Raw genomic sequence first — 15,997 nt, forward strand, 5'->3', positions numbered from 1 at the left:
GCTGCTGCTCCGAACCTGATTTTTTAAGTAATAACTAACATGGATTAACCTCGCCTACCCTTTTCTCATTTTCAAATATTCCTCAATTTCCGCCAACGTAAAGGCGTTAAATGTCATATTTTTCGTGAGTCCGCCTTTTCTGGCAACCGCTACGCCATAATGCATATCATAATATCCCTCCTTTTTGTGCGCATCGGGATTGATACTTAACAACACACCTTTCTCCATGCAATAGGAAATCCAGCGCCAATCCAGGTCAAGACGCCACGGAGACGCATTTATTTCAATTACAACCTTATGATCAGCACAGGCATCAATAATTAATTTGTGATCAATCGGATAACCCTCTCTTGATAAAAGCAAACGTCCGGTCGGATGCCCCAGAATCGTTGTATATGGATTTTGAATTGCTTTCAAAAGACGCGCTGTTGCTTTTTCCGAAGTCATAGTAAGATTACTATGAACGGATGCGACAACGTAATCAAAACTTGACAAAATTTCGTCCGAATAATCCAGCGAACCATCTCCCAGAATATCAGATTCGATGCCCTTTAATATCTTAAACCGTTTTTCCGGCCCGGTCATCGCAAAACGGTCATTGAGCCTGGCGATTTCTTCGTGCTGACGAAATACGTCTTCCGGTTTTAATCCGCTGGCATAAGATGCAGTTTGCGAATGATCTGCAATACCCAGATATTCAAAGCCAAGTTCCTGGCAGAAAAGTGCCATTTGTTCGAGCGTATGCTGTCCGTCGGAATAGGTGCTATGATTGTGTAAAATCCCTTTCAGATCGTCCCAGGTGATCAATTGGTCAGGCGTATGATTTTCAGACCATGTAAATTCACCAAAACCTTCGCGCATTTCAGGGACAATATATGGCAATCCTGCATGCTCATAAATTGCCGCCTCGCTCTCAATCGTATCATATTTTGCATGCCTCCAAAGTGAAGTGCCATCTATTGTCGTCATACCCAAATGTTCAGGAGCAGCAGTTTCCAGGAATAATTCATTGACAAAATGATCAGGATCTACAGCCAGGATTTCCACCTGAACGGCAACGTCAAGGACATTTCCCCGCCAAATAAACGGAGAGGAATGAATTTCATCTTTCACAAGAAATTCGATTGCTGCAATCGATTCCTGCAAACCGGCAGGCGATACCGTACCGACCAGCAATCGAATAATTTCGACTGTCTCAGCTTTTCTTCTTACCTCTCCGGCAACAGAAACCTGTTGATATATTTTCTTTAATTCTTCTTCTATAAGATCTGCAATAGCGTGCGCCTTATCCATGCGCAATTTTCCAGCTTGATCCTTCAAAAAAGCCAGTGATTCTAATATCTTTTGTTCGGTACTTCCCCCGAAACCTTTCACTTTCGCAATTTTTCCGCTTAGACAAGCCAGTTCAAGCTCGTGCAGATTATCAATCCCGAGTTCTCGCCATAAAACTGAAATCTTCTTAGCACCAATCCCCTTGATACTAAACATTTCCAGAACACCGAGCGGCGTCTTTTCCAGCAGTTCTTCCAGTTCCCTGAAAGTCCCCCGCTGTACGATTTCTATGATTTTCCCTGCCGTACTTTTCCCGACGCCTTGGAGTTTTGTAAGCTCTTCAAGGGACATAAGCGCCAACTCGCCGTCCTTATATTTATCCAGATAAAATCCGGCTACTCCGTAACCCTTTATTTTAAACGGATCGGCTCCGTGAAGTTCAAGAAGTTTGGCAGTTAGTTCAAGGAGTTCTACAATTTCGGCGTTGCCCATGGTCGACATTATTAAAATATAATCTGCGAATTACGAAGTATGCGTCAGCATTTGCAAATACTGAATTGAAATCGCTCACCAATTTATAATTTTCGGCGGGATTACCAGTCACTTTAAAAGTTTCTAAGCAGGATTATATAAGTGGAAAAATCAAATCAAGACGATCAACCTTATCATGTTACGCATTTCAGCCTGTCAATAGAAGTTAGGAATTATCCCATATCTAAAGATTACGCAAAAATTACACTGACAGATTCATTTTAATAAAGCATAATATTCCAGATAAAAATATTTATAATTATAAAATCTTCTGATTGATAGTCAGGGATCGAACAATTGGCGTAGTATATCTGATCTCCGCCAGTCTGTCTGAACGCTCATTTTATATCAACATAACAAAGTTGAAAAACGTGAGACAAGTTTGAAAATCAAATAATTACGACATATATAAATTTAATTATTTAAACGAATATGAATAAAGAGCAGCTTTTAAAGTATCGCGAAGAAGCGTATCAACACCTCACCAAAGAGCTGCTTCCCTTTTGGGAAACCCGTTGTGTCGATGAGGTAAATGGAGGGTTCATCACGCATTTTGACAATAACGGAAATGATTCGGGCGAAGATGAAAAATCACTGATCGCTCAAACCAGAACCGTTTTCACATTTTCTTCTGCTCACCGCGCTGGTTATGGTGAAGGCCGATATGCTGCCATTGCAAAACATGGCGTAAACTTCCTTGTCAATAAAATGTGGGATGTTGAAAATGGGGGTTTTTACTGGCTAATGGACAGAAAAGGGAATGTCAGAATTGATGAAAAGATCGTTTACGGTCTTAGTTTTGCCATATATAGTTTAAGTGAATATACCCTCGCAACAGGCGATCCGATTGGTCTGGAATATGCTGAAAAGACTTTTAATCTGTTACAAGTTCATGGCGCAGACACTCATTATGGCGGTTATTTTGAAATGTTTACCCGTACATGGGAGCTGAAAGGTCCAGGATCTGCGGGCGGAGACCGAAAAACGCTGGATGCCCATATGCATCTTATGGAAGCATTTACCACTTTGTTTGAAGCAAGCGGACAACAAGTTCATCGTAGAAAGCTAGAAGAAATTATCCAGCTGCTGATCAATAAAATCATGCATCCTGTCTACAGTACCGGGATACCACAATTCTTGGCAGACTGGTCGGTTGCTCCTCAGATCAAATTTGATATCATCTGGGGATGGGACAGATTTTCGGAGGACGGTCTCAAAAGCTCGGCAGAGGATAACACAAGTTATGGACATAATGTCGAGTTTGCCTGGCTGCTTATGCACGCACTGGATATTGCAAAAATCCCTTACGACGATTACAACACCCAACTTTTAAAATCTTTTAATCACGCCATTGACCACGGAATTGACTGGGAGTTTGGAGGTGTGTATGTAGAGGGCTCTCACGCCGGAGAGGTTTATGATCGCGAGAAAGAGTTCTGGCAACAAGCCGAAGTGCTTATTGGTATGCTTGACGCCTATCGGATTTATGGTGACGAGAAATATTTAAAAGCTTATGATTCCACACATCGTTTTGTTTTTGAAAAAATGATTCATCATGAGGTCGGCGAGTGGCTACCGCTTCTTACACGTCAGGGCGAACCGATTTGGACGCATATGAGCCATTCATGGAAAGTTAATTATCATTCTGTCCGGTCTATGGTTCAAAGCATCGTTCGCCTGGACAAACTCGTGAAAACTGGATAATTCATTTGGGGAGAATTTGCGCATTAATCATGATTCAGATACACGATTTAGGGAAATTGCTGGACAAGCTATCCCTCGAAATCGACAGGATCGTTTAAGAATAATTCAATTCCATAATTGAATTATCTTGTTTTAATGCTATTCAGCGATCTGTATTGCACTCATAGCCAATATTCTTGAAATGAATCGTCTAATCACAATGATACTACATACGAGCAATGCATTGTGATGGTCCGGTCAATTTGGTATAGTTTGTTTAGGTAATTAGGAGATTGCTTATCTAGAAAGCATCGGAATCATCAATAACTTAAACACTTAAAGCTATGAGCGCATTCACGCAGCAAGTAAAAGGTAACTGGAATGAATTGAAAGGTAAATTTAAACAACAATATGCAGATCTTACAGATGACGATTTGCTATATGAAGAAGGAAAAGAAGACGAACTTCTTGGAAAACTTCAAACCAAATTAGGGAAAACGCGCCAGGAAGTTGAAAGTGAAGTAGACAGCTGGTCAAAGTAATATAAGAGAAATAAGTAAGTAGAGCACCCTGAAATTCGTTTTCAGGGTGTTTTTTGTTGCATACTCGTATAACCGAATTAGAAAAATATATAGTTTGCCAAACTATTTTCAATTCATATCTTCAATAACTTCAAAGCATAAAATTGAAAGAAAAATATCCTGAACTGACATGAACACTAATGAAATTCCCGTAGCAATTGTGGGCCTTGGCCTAATGGGATCCAGTATCGTAACCTGCATGCTGATAGCCGGTCACCCGGTGGTTGCACTGGCCCCACAGAGTAACGATCTGCTCCATGCCAAACAACGAATAACGGAAGATCTGATCAAATCACAAGCAAATGGAATTATCCAAAATGCACCTGAATTTTATCTGGAAAATCTGCTGATTACTGAAAACTATGATGATCTGTATGCATGCAAACTGGTGATCGAATGCACACTGGAAGACATAAAAATTAAAGAATCCGTCTTTGCAAAAGTTGAAGCGGTTATTGCTTCTGATGCCATTCTGACAAGCAACACTTCTGCAATACCGATCAGTATTTTACAAAAACTTACGAAGTATCCGGAGCGTTTCTTTGGCTTGCATTGGGCGATTCCTGCTCATACCACGCGTTTTCTGGAAATAATTTGTGGTGACAATAGTAATATCGAACATGGAGAATTTTTATATGAATTGTCTTCTTATTGGGCAAAAGAGCCGATTCTGGTTAGAAAGGATATTGCTGGATTTATCACAAACCGCTTGATGTATGCCATGTATCGCGAAGCGATTAGTCTGGTTGAAGGCGGCTATGCAACTATAGAAGATATTGACAGGTCCTGCCGAAATAATGCTGGTTATTTTATGACAATGGTGGGCATTTTTCGATGGATGGATCTTACCGGCGTCCCAGCATATCATGCTGTGATGAAAGACTTACTGCCCACGCTGAACAACTGCCAGGAAGTTCCAAAATTAATTACGGACATTGTGGATGCCGGCGGTAAGGGAACAGCGAATGGAAAAGGATTTTATGATTATTCGCCCGGAGAAGCAAAACTTTGGGAAGAGACTTATGCTCAATTCAGTTATGAAATTAGGGAATTAGCACTCAAATATCCGGCTGATATCGTTAAGAAGAAACTGAAAGAAAAGCAGGATGAGCAACAGAAAGGTCAATAATTTATAAAACAGATTTCAGATTATTTGTGATTAACTTTCAGGGATGGAACAAACGCCTTTAAACGCGGCTTTTGAACGCCAGAATTTGATTCCTGATGACCGTCGCCAGTGGTTTCAGTCATATCATCTGCCATTGGTCGGATTTCCTGAAAAATTTTAACGCTCTCGTTCTGCACAACTTTGATTTCAGCAAGATTACAATTTTCAATTTTTATGCCGTAACCGGGCGTTTTAATTATGGTGTTTTGCACAATACTAGATTTTTTAACACCGTTCATATAAACTGCAACACCCTGTTTTTCAATCGTTCCCATTTTAGAGAATAAATTATCCTGGATCAAACAGTCTTTGCAATTGCCTAGCATAGAAACGCCGCTGGATCCGATATTTGAGATGAAACATCCGGTTACGGTTCCACGCTCATTAAAGTTGTTGAAAACAACAGCATTTCCACCAAGACCAGAAAAACTACAATTTTCAATACTGCAATCTTGTGTATCTTCCAGCGCTACTGCCCCACCCCGGAAAACCGCACGGTCGCTGCCAGTTAACGTATCTTTGCTGTCCATAAAAGATCTTTCATTATGGAGATAGTTTAAATTTTTAATATGTACGTTTTTGAGTTTCTTGTTTTCACTGCCTTTTACTATGAAGCTGTTTTTGAGGTGGGAAACTTCAAATTTTGATTTTGAAAGATCCGTTCCGAGCGTTGGATAATAATACAAAACATGAGCCGTTTTGTCCAGATACCATTCTCCCGGCTCGTCAAGTTCTACGAACACATTTTCGACATACCGTTCTTTTTGAGACATATGAGCCAGTTTTTTAAATTGCCAGCCACCTTCAAGTTCCAGATTATCGGTATCGTCTACCCCGGTGATCTTATAATGTAAACTCCCCGTTTTATTTTCATCCAGCGCATGGACATAACCTCCAACCGGATTCCCCCAGGTAAGGACCCGGACGTAATAGGTGGCGTCCTCAGCCGTTCCCCCAAATACTTTGGCCGTCGAATCGATATTTGGATAACGCGCCAGCGGTTGTAAATTTCCATTTACAAACAGTTGCTCAAATGTGCTTCCAGACGGAACTGGCGTTCGATAAATTCCACCTTTAAAGTGTTGCCAATCCGTTTTTAGAAGTCGACCTGCGCTTATGAATACCTCCTGCCCTTTTGAAGCCGTAATTTCAATTTCCAATGGAAAGTCAGGGGAATTGACAATTTCAACGGCCTCTTGCAAATAATAAGTTCCGCCAGACAACTGAATACTTACCCGTTTGCCCGCGTGAGAATAACTCAATTCGAGCGCTCTTTTAATGGATTGAACCGGTTTGTTTACCTTTCCGGTATTGTTATCATTGCCATCCAGAGAGACGTAGATGTAATTTACCTGACCGAACGAATAAGAAGCAATAGCAACGAAAAGCACATTCAAAAAAAATTTCATATTCCTGTTCCTAATTTCACAAAATCAAACTTCCAGACTCACTGCTTCAAAAGTAGCGTACGCTATTTCTTACTCCAAACTGAATGTTATTTATTCGATTTTAATCGTGAATAAAGTGGTTCTTCTGGAAAGTCTTGAGTAGCTTTGAGGCGATTAAAAAGGCCAGATTTGCTACGCTTTTCAAACGCAATTAAATATAACAAAATCAAGTTTAATGTAATATGCAAATTTAAAATCTGCTGTACATTTTCTGATTTATAGATCTCTTGAATATGGATGACTTCATTGCCGCAAGATCCCAAATGGCTCTTTCTCTGGGGTTTCATATAATCTTTTCCTGTATTGGGATGGTTATGCCATTTTTTATGGCCGTTGCACATTACTATTATCTTCGAACGGATAAAATTGTTTATAAAAATATAACAAAAGCTTGGAGTAAAGGTGTCGCAATTTTCTTTGCGACCGGCGCCGTATCTGGCACAGTACTATCTTTTGAGCTGGGACTTTTGTGGCCTGAGTTTATGAAACATGCCGGGCCGATTTTCGGTATGCCATTTTCTCTTGAAGGCACCGCATTTTTTATTGAAGCTATTGCGCTTGGCTTTTTTCTATATGGTTGGGATCGCTTTAACAAGTGGTTTCACTGGGTAACCGGAGTCATTGTGGGTGTAAGTGGACTTGCCTCAGGAATACTGGTTGTGGCGGCGAATGCCTGGATGAACAGCCCTGCCGGTTTCGACTTTGTGAACGGCGAATATCTTAACGTGGATCCGATGAAGGCAATGTTCAATGACGCCTGGTTTTCGCAGTCGCTCCACATGTGTATCGCGGCTTTTGCTGCCACAGGCTTTGCAGTCGCCGGTGTCCATGCCCTCATGATCATAAGAAGGCAGAATGTATATTTTCATACCAAATCATTCACAATCGCCGCTATCTTTGGATGTGTCGCCGCGGTACTCCAACCGTTGAGCGGCGATATTTCAGCAAAAGATGTAGCAAAAAGACAACCAGCAAAGCTGGCAGCGATGGAAGCTCATTTCCAGACAGAAAAAGCCGCCGGACTTGTTGTGGGGGGAATTCCTGATGAAAAAACTAAGGAAGTTAAGTATGGTATTAAAATTCCCGGCCTTCTAAGTTTTATGGCACATGGCGATTTCAATTCAGAGGTTACCGGTTTGGATAAATTTCCGAAAGAAAACCAGCCCCCGGTGGCCATCACACATTATGCTTTCCAGATTATGGTGGGACTTGGAATGGCGATGATGACCCTTTCATTATTATATTTTCTGGCCTTGTGGAAGAAGAAAAAATGGCTGCAGAGCGATTGGCTACTAAAACTTTTTGTAGCCGCCACGCCAATCGGTTTCATAGCTGTCGAAGCCGGTTGGACTGTCACGGAAGTGGGCAGACAACCCTGGATAATCTATAACGTCATGCGAACTGCCGACGCCGTAACGCCAATGCCCGGTATCAGTTATTCATTTTATATGTTCACAGCCATGTACCTTTCGCTGGGTATGATTGTAACTTTTATGTTATACAGACAGATCAAAATGGTAGACAAACTTTATGATCTGCCCGACGGAGCAAAGCATTAACTAAAAAGTTTTGAACATAGCAATCCGCGATTAATTACTATACAAAAAACTAAAATGTTATACGTCGTCATCATATTTCTCTGGACAGCGATCCTCCTCTATCTTCTGTTGGGAGGGGCAGATTTTGGCGCTGGGATTATTGAATTATTTACTTCAAAAGCCAACAAAATCCAGACCAGAAAAACGCTTTACGAGGCGATTGGACCGATCTGGGAAGCAAACCACATGTGGCTGATCATTGCCATCGTAATTCTGTTTGTGGGTTTCCCTACCATTTATAGCACCATGTCAGTCTATTTGCATATTCCTTTAACGATTATGCTTTTGGGAATTATAGCCCGCGGAACAGCTTTTACGTTCCGGCATTATGATGCGGTACAAGACGAAATGCAGGATATCTACAATCCTATTTTCGCATATTCAAGTTTTATAACGCCATTTTTTCTGGGAATTATTGCCGGAAGTGCAGTTTCGGGGCATATTGACACAACGGCCAAAAACTTTATGGACGCTTACATTTTCAGTTGGCTTCACTGGTTTTCCGTTTCTGTGGGTCTATTCACAGTATCAATTTGCGGTTTCCTGGCAGCAGTTTTTCTGATCGGAGAAACGGACAGCGCGATTGACCGAAAACGGTTTGAATTAAAAGCCAAGGCATTTAATATTGCAGCTGTTGTATGCGGCATTCTGGTTTTCATCTCAGCGATGATCGAGGGAATTCCTTTGATTGACTGGGTGTTTGGAAACATTGTAGGAATTATCGCGATATCAGCAGCCACGTTGTCGCTGATTCTTCTTTGGTACCTTTTGTACAAAGGCAACTCTTATTTCATCAGGATTCTGGCTGGGTTTCAGGTTACCATGATACTTTTAACGACGACTTACCGTCATTATCCTAATATTGTGATTTTGAAAAACGGTGGTTATTTGTCGTTAATTGAACATAGTGGACATCCCAAAACGATACAGGCACTCGCCCTGGCGTTGCTGATTGGAAGTGTTTTTATTCTTCCTGCATTGTTTTACCTGATTTATAGTTTTCAGAAAAACAAAGTGGATTACGCTGTTGATTAAGTAATATCGCTACAAAGCAATAAAGGCACGGCTTTCAAAAAAGCTGAGCCTTTATTGTTTATTTAAACCTCTTGTTGATTTCCGCTTACTTATTCTCCTTGATAATTTTAAGCCCTTTCGTCCAGCGAATAAGTTCTTTAAGCATACCTTCGGCAGACTTGTAAGCACTTTCCGAAGGAAGAAAATCTCCTTCCTCATTAATAAACTGCGTAAACAATGGTAAGTTCACAGCTTCATAAACAGGAACAATTTTAAAAGTAGACAGATCCGCCTTTAAACTGTTCGCGGCTCTGGTTCCGGCTGATATGCCACCATAACTCACAATTCCAGCCGCTTTATAGCCCCATTCATGAAATAAATATTCCAAAGCATTTCTCAATGGCGCCGGATAATTGTAGTCATATTCCGCTGTTACAAAAATAAATGCGTCCGCCTCTTCAATAGAAGCACTCCATTTTTTTGTATGCTCATGTTCATACTTCTGCATTGTTGGATGATTCGCCTCATCCATCATGGGCAACTTGATCTCACCCAGATCCAAAATTTCAACATTAAACTCCTCGTGTTTCGCAGCAATTTCTTTAATCCAGGCTGCCACAAGCGGACCTTTTCTACCGGGGCGGACAGTTGAGGTAATAATTTTCAGATTGTACATGGTAATAAATTTTGTTATATTAATTATTGTCCAAACTCGCCATCAGCGATAATTATAACTTCTTCGCTCAACATCGGTGCTTCAAATTTTGGACCAATACCGAAATCAGAACGCTTGATCGTACCAGTCGCCCTAAAACCGGCAACCGCTTTTTTGCTCGCCGGATTGGTTACAGTTCCACGATAAATAAAATCCATAGAAACTGGTTTTGTGATACCGTGCATTGTCAAATCACCTATTAATTGATATTTGCTTTCGCTGACTTTTTTAAAACTCGTGCTTTTAAAAGTCAGTTCCGGGTTCGCAACTGCGTCAAAAAAGTCAGCTGATTTTAAGTGCTCGTTTCGTTTTTCTACGCCTGTGTTGATGGATGCGGTTTCAGCAGTTAATGTGAAAGTAGCATCACTAAAATCCGGTTTTGTAGCATTGATCGTAGCATCAAAATCTGTGAAAGCTCCTGAAACGGTTGAAATACCCAGATGCGTTATATCAAATTTCAGCTGCGAATGGGCTTTGTCAGATTTCCAGGTTTGCGCAAAAGAAGATAATGAAGAAACGGTCAAAAGAATCAAAAATGAGATTTTTTTCATAATGGTTTAAAGCTGAATTGAGATTAAAAACTATAAGTTAAAAAATAAAACGTAGGATATGACCAGAGCAAGCTGGCTCATCGTAAGTAATATTTAAATAAGCATCGTATCAATGGCAATGGTGTGGGTTAACGCATTGTGAATGGGACATTTATTTGCAATCGTAAGAAGCCGCTCCTTTTGCTCCTCTGATAAATCACCAACCAGTTCAATACTGCGGCTCATCTGCGAAACATTTAACTGAACATTCCTGGAAAATTCCACCGCCACATTAATTTCCGTCAGTTCAACCCATCCCTTTCGGTTTGCATACATGCGTAGTGTCCCGCAGGTACATGCTGCAAGGGCAGACGCCAGTAGTTCTTCCGGTGAAAATCCAAGACCCATTCCGCCTGCCGAAACCGGCTCGTCAGAGATAATTGAATTGGTTGCAGACTTTATTTCTGTTTTATAAAGTACTGAGCCGATACTTGCCTGAATTCTTGCCATTATTTTCTTTTTAAATAGTTAGGTTCCTCAGGAAGCGGCACAAAATCAGTTTCGCCTGGTATCGGTTTAAAATTTTGAGCAAGCCAATTTTCCTTTGCCTGTTCAATCAATTCCTGACTGCTGGCAACGAAATTCCAATAAATAAACCTGTCCTCTGCAAATGGCTCACCACCAAAAATATAAACCGTCGTATTTTCAGCCATATTAAACTCGCAAAGTTGTGTCTGTTTTGCCACCAAAAGCTGTTTCGGCAAGTAAACATTCCCGTCGGTTTCAATGCTTCCTTCCAGAATATACAAACCAGCCTCACCATATAAGTCGCCTCCAATCCTGACACTGCTAACTTCTTTACTTTTAATTTCAAGAAAATATAGCGGACTGAACACAGGAACCGGCGACTGTCTGCCCATCAGAGACCCGGCAATTAATTTAAATGCAACCGAATCGGATTCCCAATGAGGAAGTTCAGCTTCCGAAGCATGGAAAAATTCCGGCTCCATCCGTTCCAGTTCTTTCGGCAAAGCAACCCAGATCTGCAGACCATGAAGTTCTTTGTCCGAATGACGCAAATATTCCGGTGTTCTTTCTGAATGAACAATTCCCGCCCCTGCAGTCATCCAGTTCACCTGTCCAGGTTTGATTTCAATTTCTGTCCCAAGACTATCTTTATGCATTACGTTCCCCTCAAATAGGTAAGTAAGCGTCGAAAGCCCGATATGGGGATGCGGCGGAACATCCATATTCTGATGGTCATTCATTTTTGCAGGCCCCATATGATCAATAAAAATAAACGGACCGACCATCCGCTTACCGGTAAAAGGCAGCAACCTTCCGACCATGAAATTTCCGATATTCCTGGGGCGCTCCTCGATAATCAGATTGATGTTTGACATTTTCTCTGCTGATAAATAGCGATAGTTTACAGCGAAAAGGTAAATATTATTATTGATTTTCCGGAAAATCAGAAGATAATTTAATCTTGACCGGGAAATATTCACTTTTACAGCCGATGATTATTAGATTTGAAAAACACAATTCCAAATCTGAAATGCAAACCAACATTCCACGAGTTGATATCAGCACGCTTTCTGCCTACCGCGACGACGATATTCTGATCAGTCGGTTTGCGCCTTATCTGGCTATTCATCCTAACCTTACCTCACCTCATCGTCATAGTTTTTATCATCTGTTATTCTTTTCAGAAGGAGGCGGAAAGCATACGATCGATTTTAATCACTTCTCTGTGAAGCCTTACCAAATCTACTTTATGGTGCCTGGCCAGGTTCATTCCTGGGATTTTGAGGGGAACGTAGATGGATACGTCGTTAACTTTTCAAGCAGTTTTTTGCAGTCATTTTTACTCAAATCGGAATATATCAGTTCATTCACGTTCTTTTCCGGTGGCTCGACAGAAAGTGTTATTGACCTGCCGGAAGCTGTACAGCAACCAATCAGATTACTTTTTGAAAAGTTAGTTATCGAATCACAGCAGCAGAATGTCTTAAAAAACGATATGCTCAGAGTTTTGCTGATACAAATTTTTATTACCGTTCAGCAAAGTTTGTCCACTGACCAACGGAACAGCACGCCGTTTCAGGCGCACCCTGTTTTGAAAAATTTCCAAAAATTAATCGAAAATAATTATCTCGAAATCAGATTACCAGGTGAATACGCACAACTTTTACATATTACTCCAAACCACTTAAACGCCATCTGTAAAGAACATCTGGGGATTCAAGCCGGAGAGATTATTCGTGACAGGGTTGTGTTAGAAGCAAAACGGCTTTTGGTCAATCTAAGTCTGAGCATTTCTGAAATAGCTTATAAACTTAACTTCAATGACAACTCCTATTTCACCAAATTTTTCAAAAAGGAAGTGGGTATGAGTCCGGAAGTGTTCAGAAAAAAATCATTGTCGAAAAATTAATTTTTTATTGATGTTTATAAAAAACCGGTAGGGAAACAAAAAACCGCAGTCTTCCATATTTTCGTAAGAATGAAGGAAAACTGCGGAGATTATTATTTGTCACTAGGCAGGATAAAACTAGTGTTTATGGGTAATCGAAACATCCTGAGGAGATATAAAAATGGCCAGCCAGGATCTTCTTGCCAGACGATAGAAATACGGCGTTAGTAATATCAACACCGGGATAATACTATAAAGAAAATAATCAAGGTATTCGCCGAAGAAATTAACGAATATGAAAAAATAAATCAGCATAAAAATTACGTAAAAAGCATAACTCATATACAGTGCACCCTGATAAAAACCTGGCTCCGGGACCAAATTCTCACCACAGTTGGGGCACTTTTTATTCATTTTATCAAATTTGAGAGTGTAAGCACTTTTGGTAATAAAAAAATCTCCCTCCGCGCAACGTGGACATTTGTTAAAAAGCACGCTGTAAATCCTGTTATGTTTCATGGTATGCTATAATTTAAGCCAATGAGGCTGTGTATGTTATATTTGTAATATTGCAGTCCAGAGCCATATCTCATTATTAACTCCTTTCTGAATTTTGTACTACAAATTTCATACTTAACATCCATGTATGAAATGACAGAAATAACTATTTGTGGTATTAATCAACGATCGAAAAAATTAAATAAATGAAAGACTTGCCTGCTCCGGCCAGATTTTATGCCTTTCCGTTTACAAACCTTTTTTTACAAAGTTGCTACTTCTGATTATTTTCAAAAGGCCGGAATGGTAAGTGAAAGTTTTCTTTAAATTATTTTCGTCCCAGACAACATTTTCCAGTGCTATGATACTTGTTTTGGTCTTAGGAAAATAAAAGTTCATGGAGACAAATCCTGGGCAAAATCCGGTTTGTCCCAATTGCAGAATTCCGTCGTTTGTGTCTACCGTTATCCCATAGCCATATTCCACAACGCCAAAGATTGGGTGATTACGAACCGCTCCTTTCTGCTTGCTTGTCATTAATTTATAGGTTGACCCCGACAGTAATTTTCCCTCATGCAGACATTTATTCCAGATTACCAGATCGTGCGCGGTGGAAATGAAGGATCCGGCAGCGACGTAATTCTCAAAAGTGTCTCCCTCAGGCTCAATTTGTCCTTTTTCATTTTCGGTATATCCAGGCACCAAGTTTCGATAACCTTTTATACCAGGATGAAATGTATTATACATTTTACACTTTTTAAACATACGCCTTGATTGCTCTGCAAAAGACTTTCCGCTCGTTTTCTCCGTAATTTTTGCCAGAAGATCGTAACCGATTTGTGAATAGGCATATTGCGTCCCAGGCTCGAAAGTGAGCGGTTTGTCAAGCGAAACGATGCCGTGCATGTGTGTAAGCAGGTGATGAACAGTAACGGTGTCTGCCCAGCTTTCCGTCAAATCTGGCAGATATGTTTTGATAGGGGCATGAAGTTTCACCCGTCCTCTTTCATATTCCCTTAATACCAAAACAGCCGTAAACTGCTTACTTATAGAGCCGATCACGAATTGATCATCAAACTTAAATGCCGTCGGTTTATCCAAGTATGGCCGGCCGTAAGTTTTTGAGAACTTGCTATTACCATTTTCAGAAACAAAAACAATTCCATTGAAAGGCTTCTTTGTTTCAGCAGACAAGAGAGCGTCCATGGCTGCCGGCCCGTCAACTTTTACTTTCGAAATAACTTTTCGATGCTCATGAATATCATACTTCCCCTTCGCCCATTTTGCCGCCGGATCTATCCATTCCGTCATCGCCTTGAACAAAAAGCCATGTTTTAATCCTGTATTCAATTCTATTTCTTCGAAACGCCCTACCACATTTGAAGATTTCAATTTCATATTTTGACATGAGTGCGGACCGTCGCTTTTCTCATAGATCGACAGAATATTCCCGCTAAAATTGATTTCAGGAATTTTGGTAACATCCTCCTCATCGCAAGAACCGATGAACACATAATTTACATCAGGATTTTTCAGTAAACTCGAAGTAAACTGCGCTATATACCCCCCTTTAGACGTCCCGATAACAGTGATCTGCGATGCCCTAGCTCCAATTTTTAACAAGCTGTCAATCTGGGTAACCACCTTTGCCGCATAATCATGTGCATCGGTATTTCGAGGACGTATCTCACTAATGACCGTTAATCCACGCCGCTTGAATGCGCTGACGATCTGGAAATATTCAGCCTTTCCATATTCGGGATGGCTGTCGTTTAAATAATTTTCCTCAATGAATTTGTTGTGGAGAAAGAAAACATAATGCTGCGCGTGTGCAAAATGGAAGCAGATAAATAATAAAAATGTGAAGACTAACTTTTTAAAAGTAAAGAATAATTTCATTGGCTAAACGCTTGATTATGGGTGAACTTTAAAGTTACTATTCCCTGAGGAATATTTCTCAAAGACCCGGCCCATCAGCATCTATTTATTTCTCAGAAACATAATGATGATTCGATTTCTCTAATTTAGTATTGCTTAACATTGAAAAGAATAATCCCCTGCTTAAACCGCATCGTGACAAAAAAGAAGATAAGCGAGAGATTATTTTTGCAAGTAAAAACGAGCAATATTAATAATTAAAATCACCTGACCGAGACAGAATACGCCAAAACTAATGAGTGACAGCTTTGATAAAAAAACCATATTCTGTCTCATTGTTTGATAATCGCCGGGAGCTGAATTTGCGATCGGGGCGCATATCAGTATCAATCCTCCAAGCACTGTCAGAAGAAAATGTATCCATCCAAACTTCTCATTCAGAGGTTGGCCGGTTCTTGAAAATACCAGGTAGACGAGCGCGAAAAAGAACAAAGCGATAGCCAGACCCGTTGCAAGAGTTTTTTTACTGATGATAAAATACGTCTCGTAAAGATTTATTTCAACGATCTTATTAAGGAAAAGTAAAGACGCCAACACGAGCAGGATTGCGCCTGCCACAAACATTACCGAAATTCCGTGCGTTTTATACAACTCCATATCATCTG

Annotated in this window: 15 protein-coding genes; 6 read left to right on the plus strand and 9 right to left on the minus strand. The window is 40.4% G+C overall.

The genetic code is table 11. The features are described from left to right. Window positions 1–54 precede the first annotated feature (54 nt). Window positions 55–1,764 carry a helix-hairpin-helix domain-containing protein gene (locus L0657_RS22985; RefSeq protein WP_235153114.1) on the minus strand — a complete coding sequence of 570 codons (1,710 nt, stop codon included), beginning with the start codon at window positions 1,762–1,764 and terminating at the stop codon, window positions 55–57. A gap of 471 nt (window positions 1,765–2,235) precedes the next feature. Between L0657_RS22985 and L0657_RS22990 the strand changes: the two genes are divergently transcribed. The 3 genes from L0657_RS22990 to L0657_RS23000 all read left to right on the plus strand — a co-directional run bounded on the left by L0657_RS22990 (window position 2,236) and on the right by L0657_RS23000 (window position 5,196). Next, entirely contained in the window at window positions 2,236–3,507 is a 1,272-nt protein-coding gene (locus L0657_RS22990; protein ID WP_235153115.1) for an AGE family epimerase/isomerase, read from the plus strand. Window positions 3,508–3,830: 323 nt separating this feature from the next. Beyond that, a complete protein-coding gene (locus L0657_RS22995) occupies window positions 3,831–4,028 on the plus strand; it encodes a CsbD family protein (protein ID WP_090338661.1) in 198 nt (65 codons plus the stop codon). Between the two features lie 169 nt (window positions 4,029–4,197). Then, window positions 4,198–5,196 carry a 3-hydroxyacyl-CoA dehydrogenase family protein gene (locus tag L0657_RS23000; RefSeq protein ID WP_235153116.1) on the plus strand — a complete coding sequence of 333 codons (999 nt, stop codon included), beginning with the start codon at window positions 4,198–4,200 and terminating at the stop codon, window positions 5,194–5,196. A gap of 20 nt (window positions 5,197–5,216) precedes the next feature. On the opposite strand, the gene L0657_RS23005 is transcribed toward L0657_RS23000, so the two are convergent. Beyond that, window positions 5,217–6,644, minus strand: coding sequence for a right-handed parallel beta-helix repeat-containing protein (locus L0657_RS23005; protein WP_235153117.1), 1,428 nt, complete (start codon window positions 6,642–6,644; stop codon window positions 5,217–5,219). Window positions 6,645–6,916: 272 nt separating this feature from the next. Between L0657_RS23005 and L0657_RS23010 the strand changes: the two genes are divergently transcribed. Further along, window positions 6,917–8,242 (plus strand): cytochrome ubiquinol oxidase subunit I, encoded by a 1,326-nt coding sequence (locus L0657_RS23010; RefSeq protein WP_235153118.1) that lies wholly within the window; start codon window positions 6,917–6,919, stop codon window positions 8,240–8,242. A gap of 54 nt (window positions 8,243–8,296) precedes the next feature. Continuing rightward, the gene (locus L0657_RS23015; RefSeq protein ID WP_235153119.1) at window positions 8,297–9,316 is read left to right on the plus strand and encodes a cytochrome d ubiquinol oxidase subunit II; all 1,020 of its coding nucleotides are present in this window, start codon (window positions 8,297–8,299) and stop codon (window positions 9,314–9,316) included. A gap of 85 nt (window positions 9,317–9,401) precedes the next feature. On the opposite strand, the gene L0657_RS23020 is transcribed toward L0657_RS23015, so the two are convergent. The 4 genes from L0657_RS23020 to L0657_RS23035 form a co-directional block, all read right to left on the minus strand. Beyond that, window positions 9,402–9,971, minus strand: coding sequence for an NADPH-dependent FMN reductase (locus tag L0657_RS23020; protein WP_235153120.1), 570 nt, complete (start codon window positions 9,969–9,971; stop codon window positions 9,402–9,404). Window positions 9,972–9,994: 23 nt separating this feature from the next. Continuing rightward, window positions 9,995–10,561, minus strand: a complete 567-nt coding sequence (locus tag L0657_RS23025; RefSeq protein ID WP_235153121.1) for a YceI family protein — start codon at window positions 10,559–10,561, stop codon at window positions 9,995–9,997. A gap of 93 nt (window positions 10,562–10,654) precedes the next feature. Further along, window positions 10,655–11,050: an OsmC family protein gene (locus tag L0657_RS23030; RefSeq protein WP_235153122.1), complete on the minus strand. Its 396-nt coding sequence runs from the start codon at window positions 11,048–11,050 to the stop codon at window positions 10,655–10,657. Further along, a complete protein-coding gene (locus tag L0657_RS23035; RefSeq protein WP_235153123.1) occupies window positions 11,050–11,943 on the minus strand; it encodes a pirin family protein in 894 nt (297 codons plus the stop codon). Before L0657_RS23035 ends, L0657_RS23030 begins: the two co-directional genes overlap by 1 nt. Before the next feature lie 155 nt (window positions 11,944–12,098). On the opposite strand from L0657_RS23035, the gene L0657_RS23040 reads away from it, so the two are divergent. Further along, a complete protein-coding gene (locus L0657_RS23040; RefSeq protein ID WP_235153124.1) occupies window positions 12,099–12,977 on the plus strand; it encodes an AraC family transcriptional regulator in 879 nt (292 codons plus the stop codon). Between the two features lie 117 nt (window positions 12,978–13,094). Here the strand turns inward: L0657_RS23040 and L0657_RS23045 are convergent, their stop codons facing one another. The 3 genes from L0657_RS23045 to L0657_RS23055 all read right to left on the minus strand — a co-directional run bounded on the left by L0657_RS23045 (window position 13,095) and on the right by L0657_RS23055 (window position 15,989). After that, window positions 13,095–13,370: a DUF983 domain-containing protein gene (locus L0657_RS23045; RefSeq protein ID WP_235153125.1), complete on the minus strand. Its 276-nt coding sequence runs from the start codon at window positions 13,368–13,370 to the stop codon at window positions 13,095–13,097. A 333-nt stretch (window positions 13,371–13,703) separates the two neighbouring features. Continuing rightward, window positions 13,704–15,353 carry a serine hydrolase domain-containing protein gene (locus L0657_RS23050; protein WP_235153126.1) on the minus strand — a complete coding sequence of 550 codons (1,650 nt, stop codon included), beginning with the start codon at window positions 15,351–15,353 and terminating at the stop codon, window positions 13,704–13,706. 201 nt (window positions 15,354–15,554) lie between these two features. Next, a complete protein-coding gene (locus L0657_RS23055) occupies window positions 15,555–15,989 on the minus strand; it encodes a hypothetical protein (RefSeq protein ID WP_235153127.1) in 435 nt (144 codons plus the stop codon). Window positions 15,990–15,997 lie beyond the last annotated feature (8 nt).

The organism is Dyadobacter sp. CY345, assembly GCF_021502725.1.
Taxonomy (GTDB): Bacteria; Bacteroidota; Bacteroidia; order Cytophagales; family Spirosomataceae; genus Dyadobacter.

Coding starts and splice junctions, on each gene's coding strand:
- L0657_RS22985 (WP_235153114.1), bottom strand. CDS start 1,764: ATGGGCAACGCCGAAATTGTAGAACTCCTTGAACTAACTGCCAAACTT.
- L0657_RS23050 (WP_235153126.1), bottom strand. CDS start 15,353: ATGAAATTATTCTTTACTTTTAAAAAGTTAGTCTTCACATTTTTATTA.
- L0657_RS23055 (WP_235153127.1), bottom strand. CDS start 15,989: ATGGAGTTGTATAAAACGCACGGAATTTCGGTAATGTTTGTGGCAGGC.
- L0657_RS23045 (WP_235153125.1), bottom strand. CDS start 13,370: ATGAATAAAAAGTGCCCCAACTGTGGTGAGAATTTGGTCCCGGAGCCA.
- L0657_RS23025 (WP_235153121.1), bottom strand. CDS start 10,561: ATGAAAAAAATCTCATTTTTGATTCTTTTGACCGTTTCTTCATTATCT.
- L0657_RS23040 (WP_235153124.1), top strand. CDS start 12,099: ATGCAAACCAACATTCCACGAGTTGATATCAGCACGCTTTCTGCCTAC.
- L0657_RS22995 (WP_090338661.1), top strand. CDS start 3,831: ATGAGCGCATTCACGCAGCAAGTAAAAGGTAACTGGAATGAATTGAAA.
- L0657_RS23000 (WP_235153116.1), top strand. CDS start 4,198: ATGAACACTAATGAAATTCCCGTAGCAATTGTGGGCCTTGGCCTAATG.
- L0657_RS23005 (WP_235153117.1), bottom strand. CDS start 6,644: ATGAAATTTTTTTTGAATGTGCTTTTCGTTGCTATTGCTTCTTATTCG.
- L0657_RS23015 (WP_235153119.1), top strand. CDS start 8,297: ATGTTATACGTCGTCATCATATTTCTCTGGACAGCGATCCTCCTCTAT.
- L0657_RS22990 (WP_235153115.1), top strand. CDS start 2,236: ATGAATAAAGAGCAGCTTTTAAAGTATCGCGAAGAAGCGTATCAACAC.
- L0657_RS23030 (WP_235153122.1), bottom strand. CDS start 11,050: ATGGCAAGAATTCAGGCAAGTATCGGCTCAGTACTTTATAAAACAGAA.
- L0657_RS23020 (WP_235153120.1), bottom strand. CDS start 9,971: ATGTACAATCTGAAAATTATTACCTCAACTGTCCGCCCCGGTAGAAAA.
- L0657_RS23010 (WP_235153118.1), top strand. CDS start 6,917: ATGGATGACTTCATTGCCGCAAGATCCCAAATGGCTCTTTCTCTGGGG.
- L0657_RS23035 (WP_235153123.1), bottom strand. CDS start 11,943: ATGTCAAACATCAATCTGATTATCGAGGAGCGCCCCAGGAATATCGGA.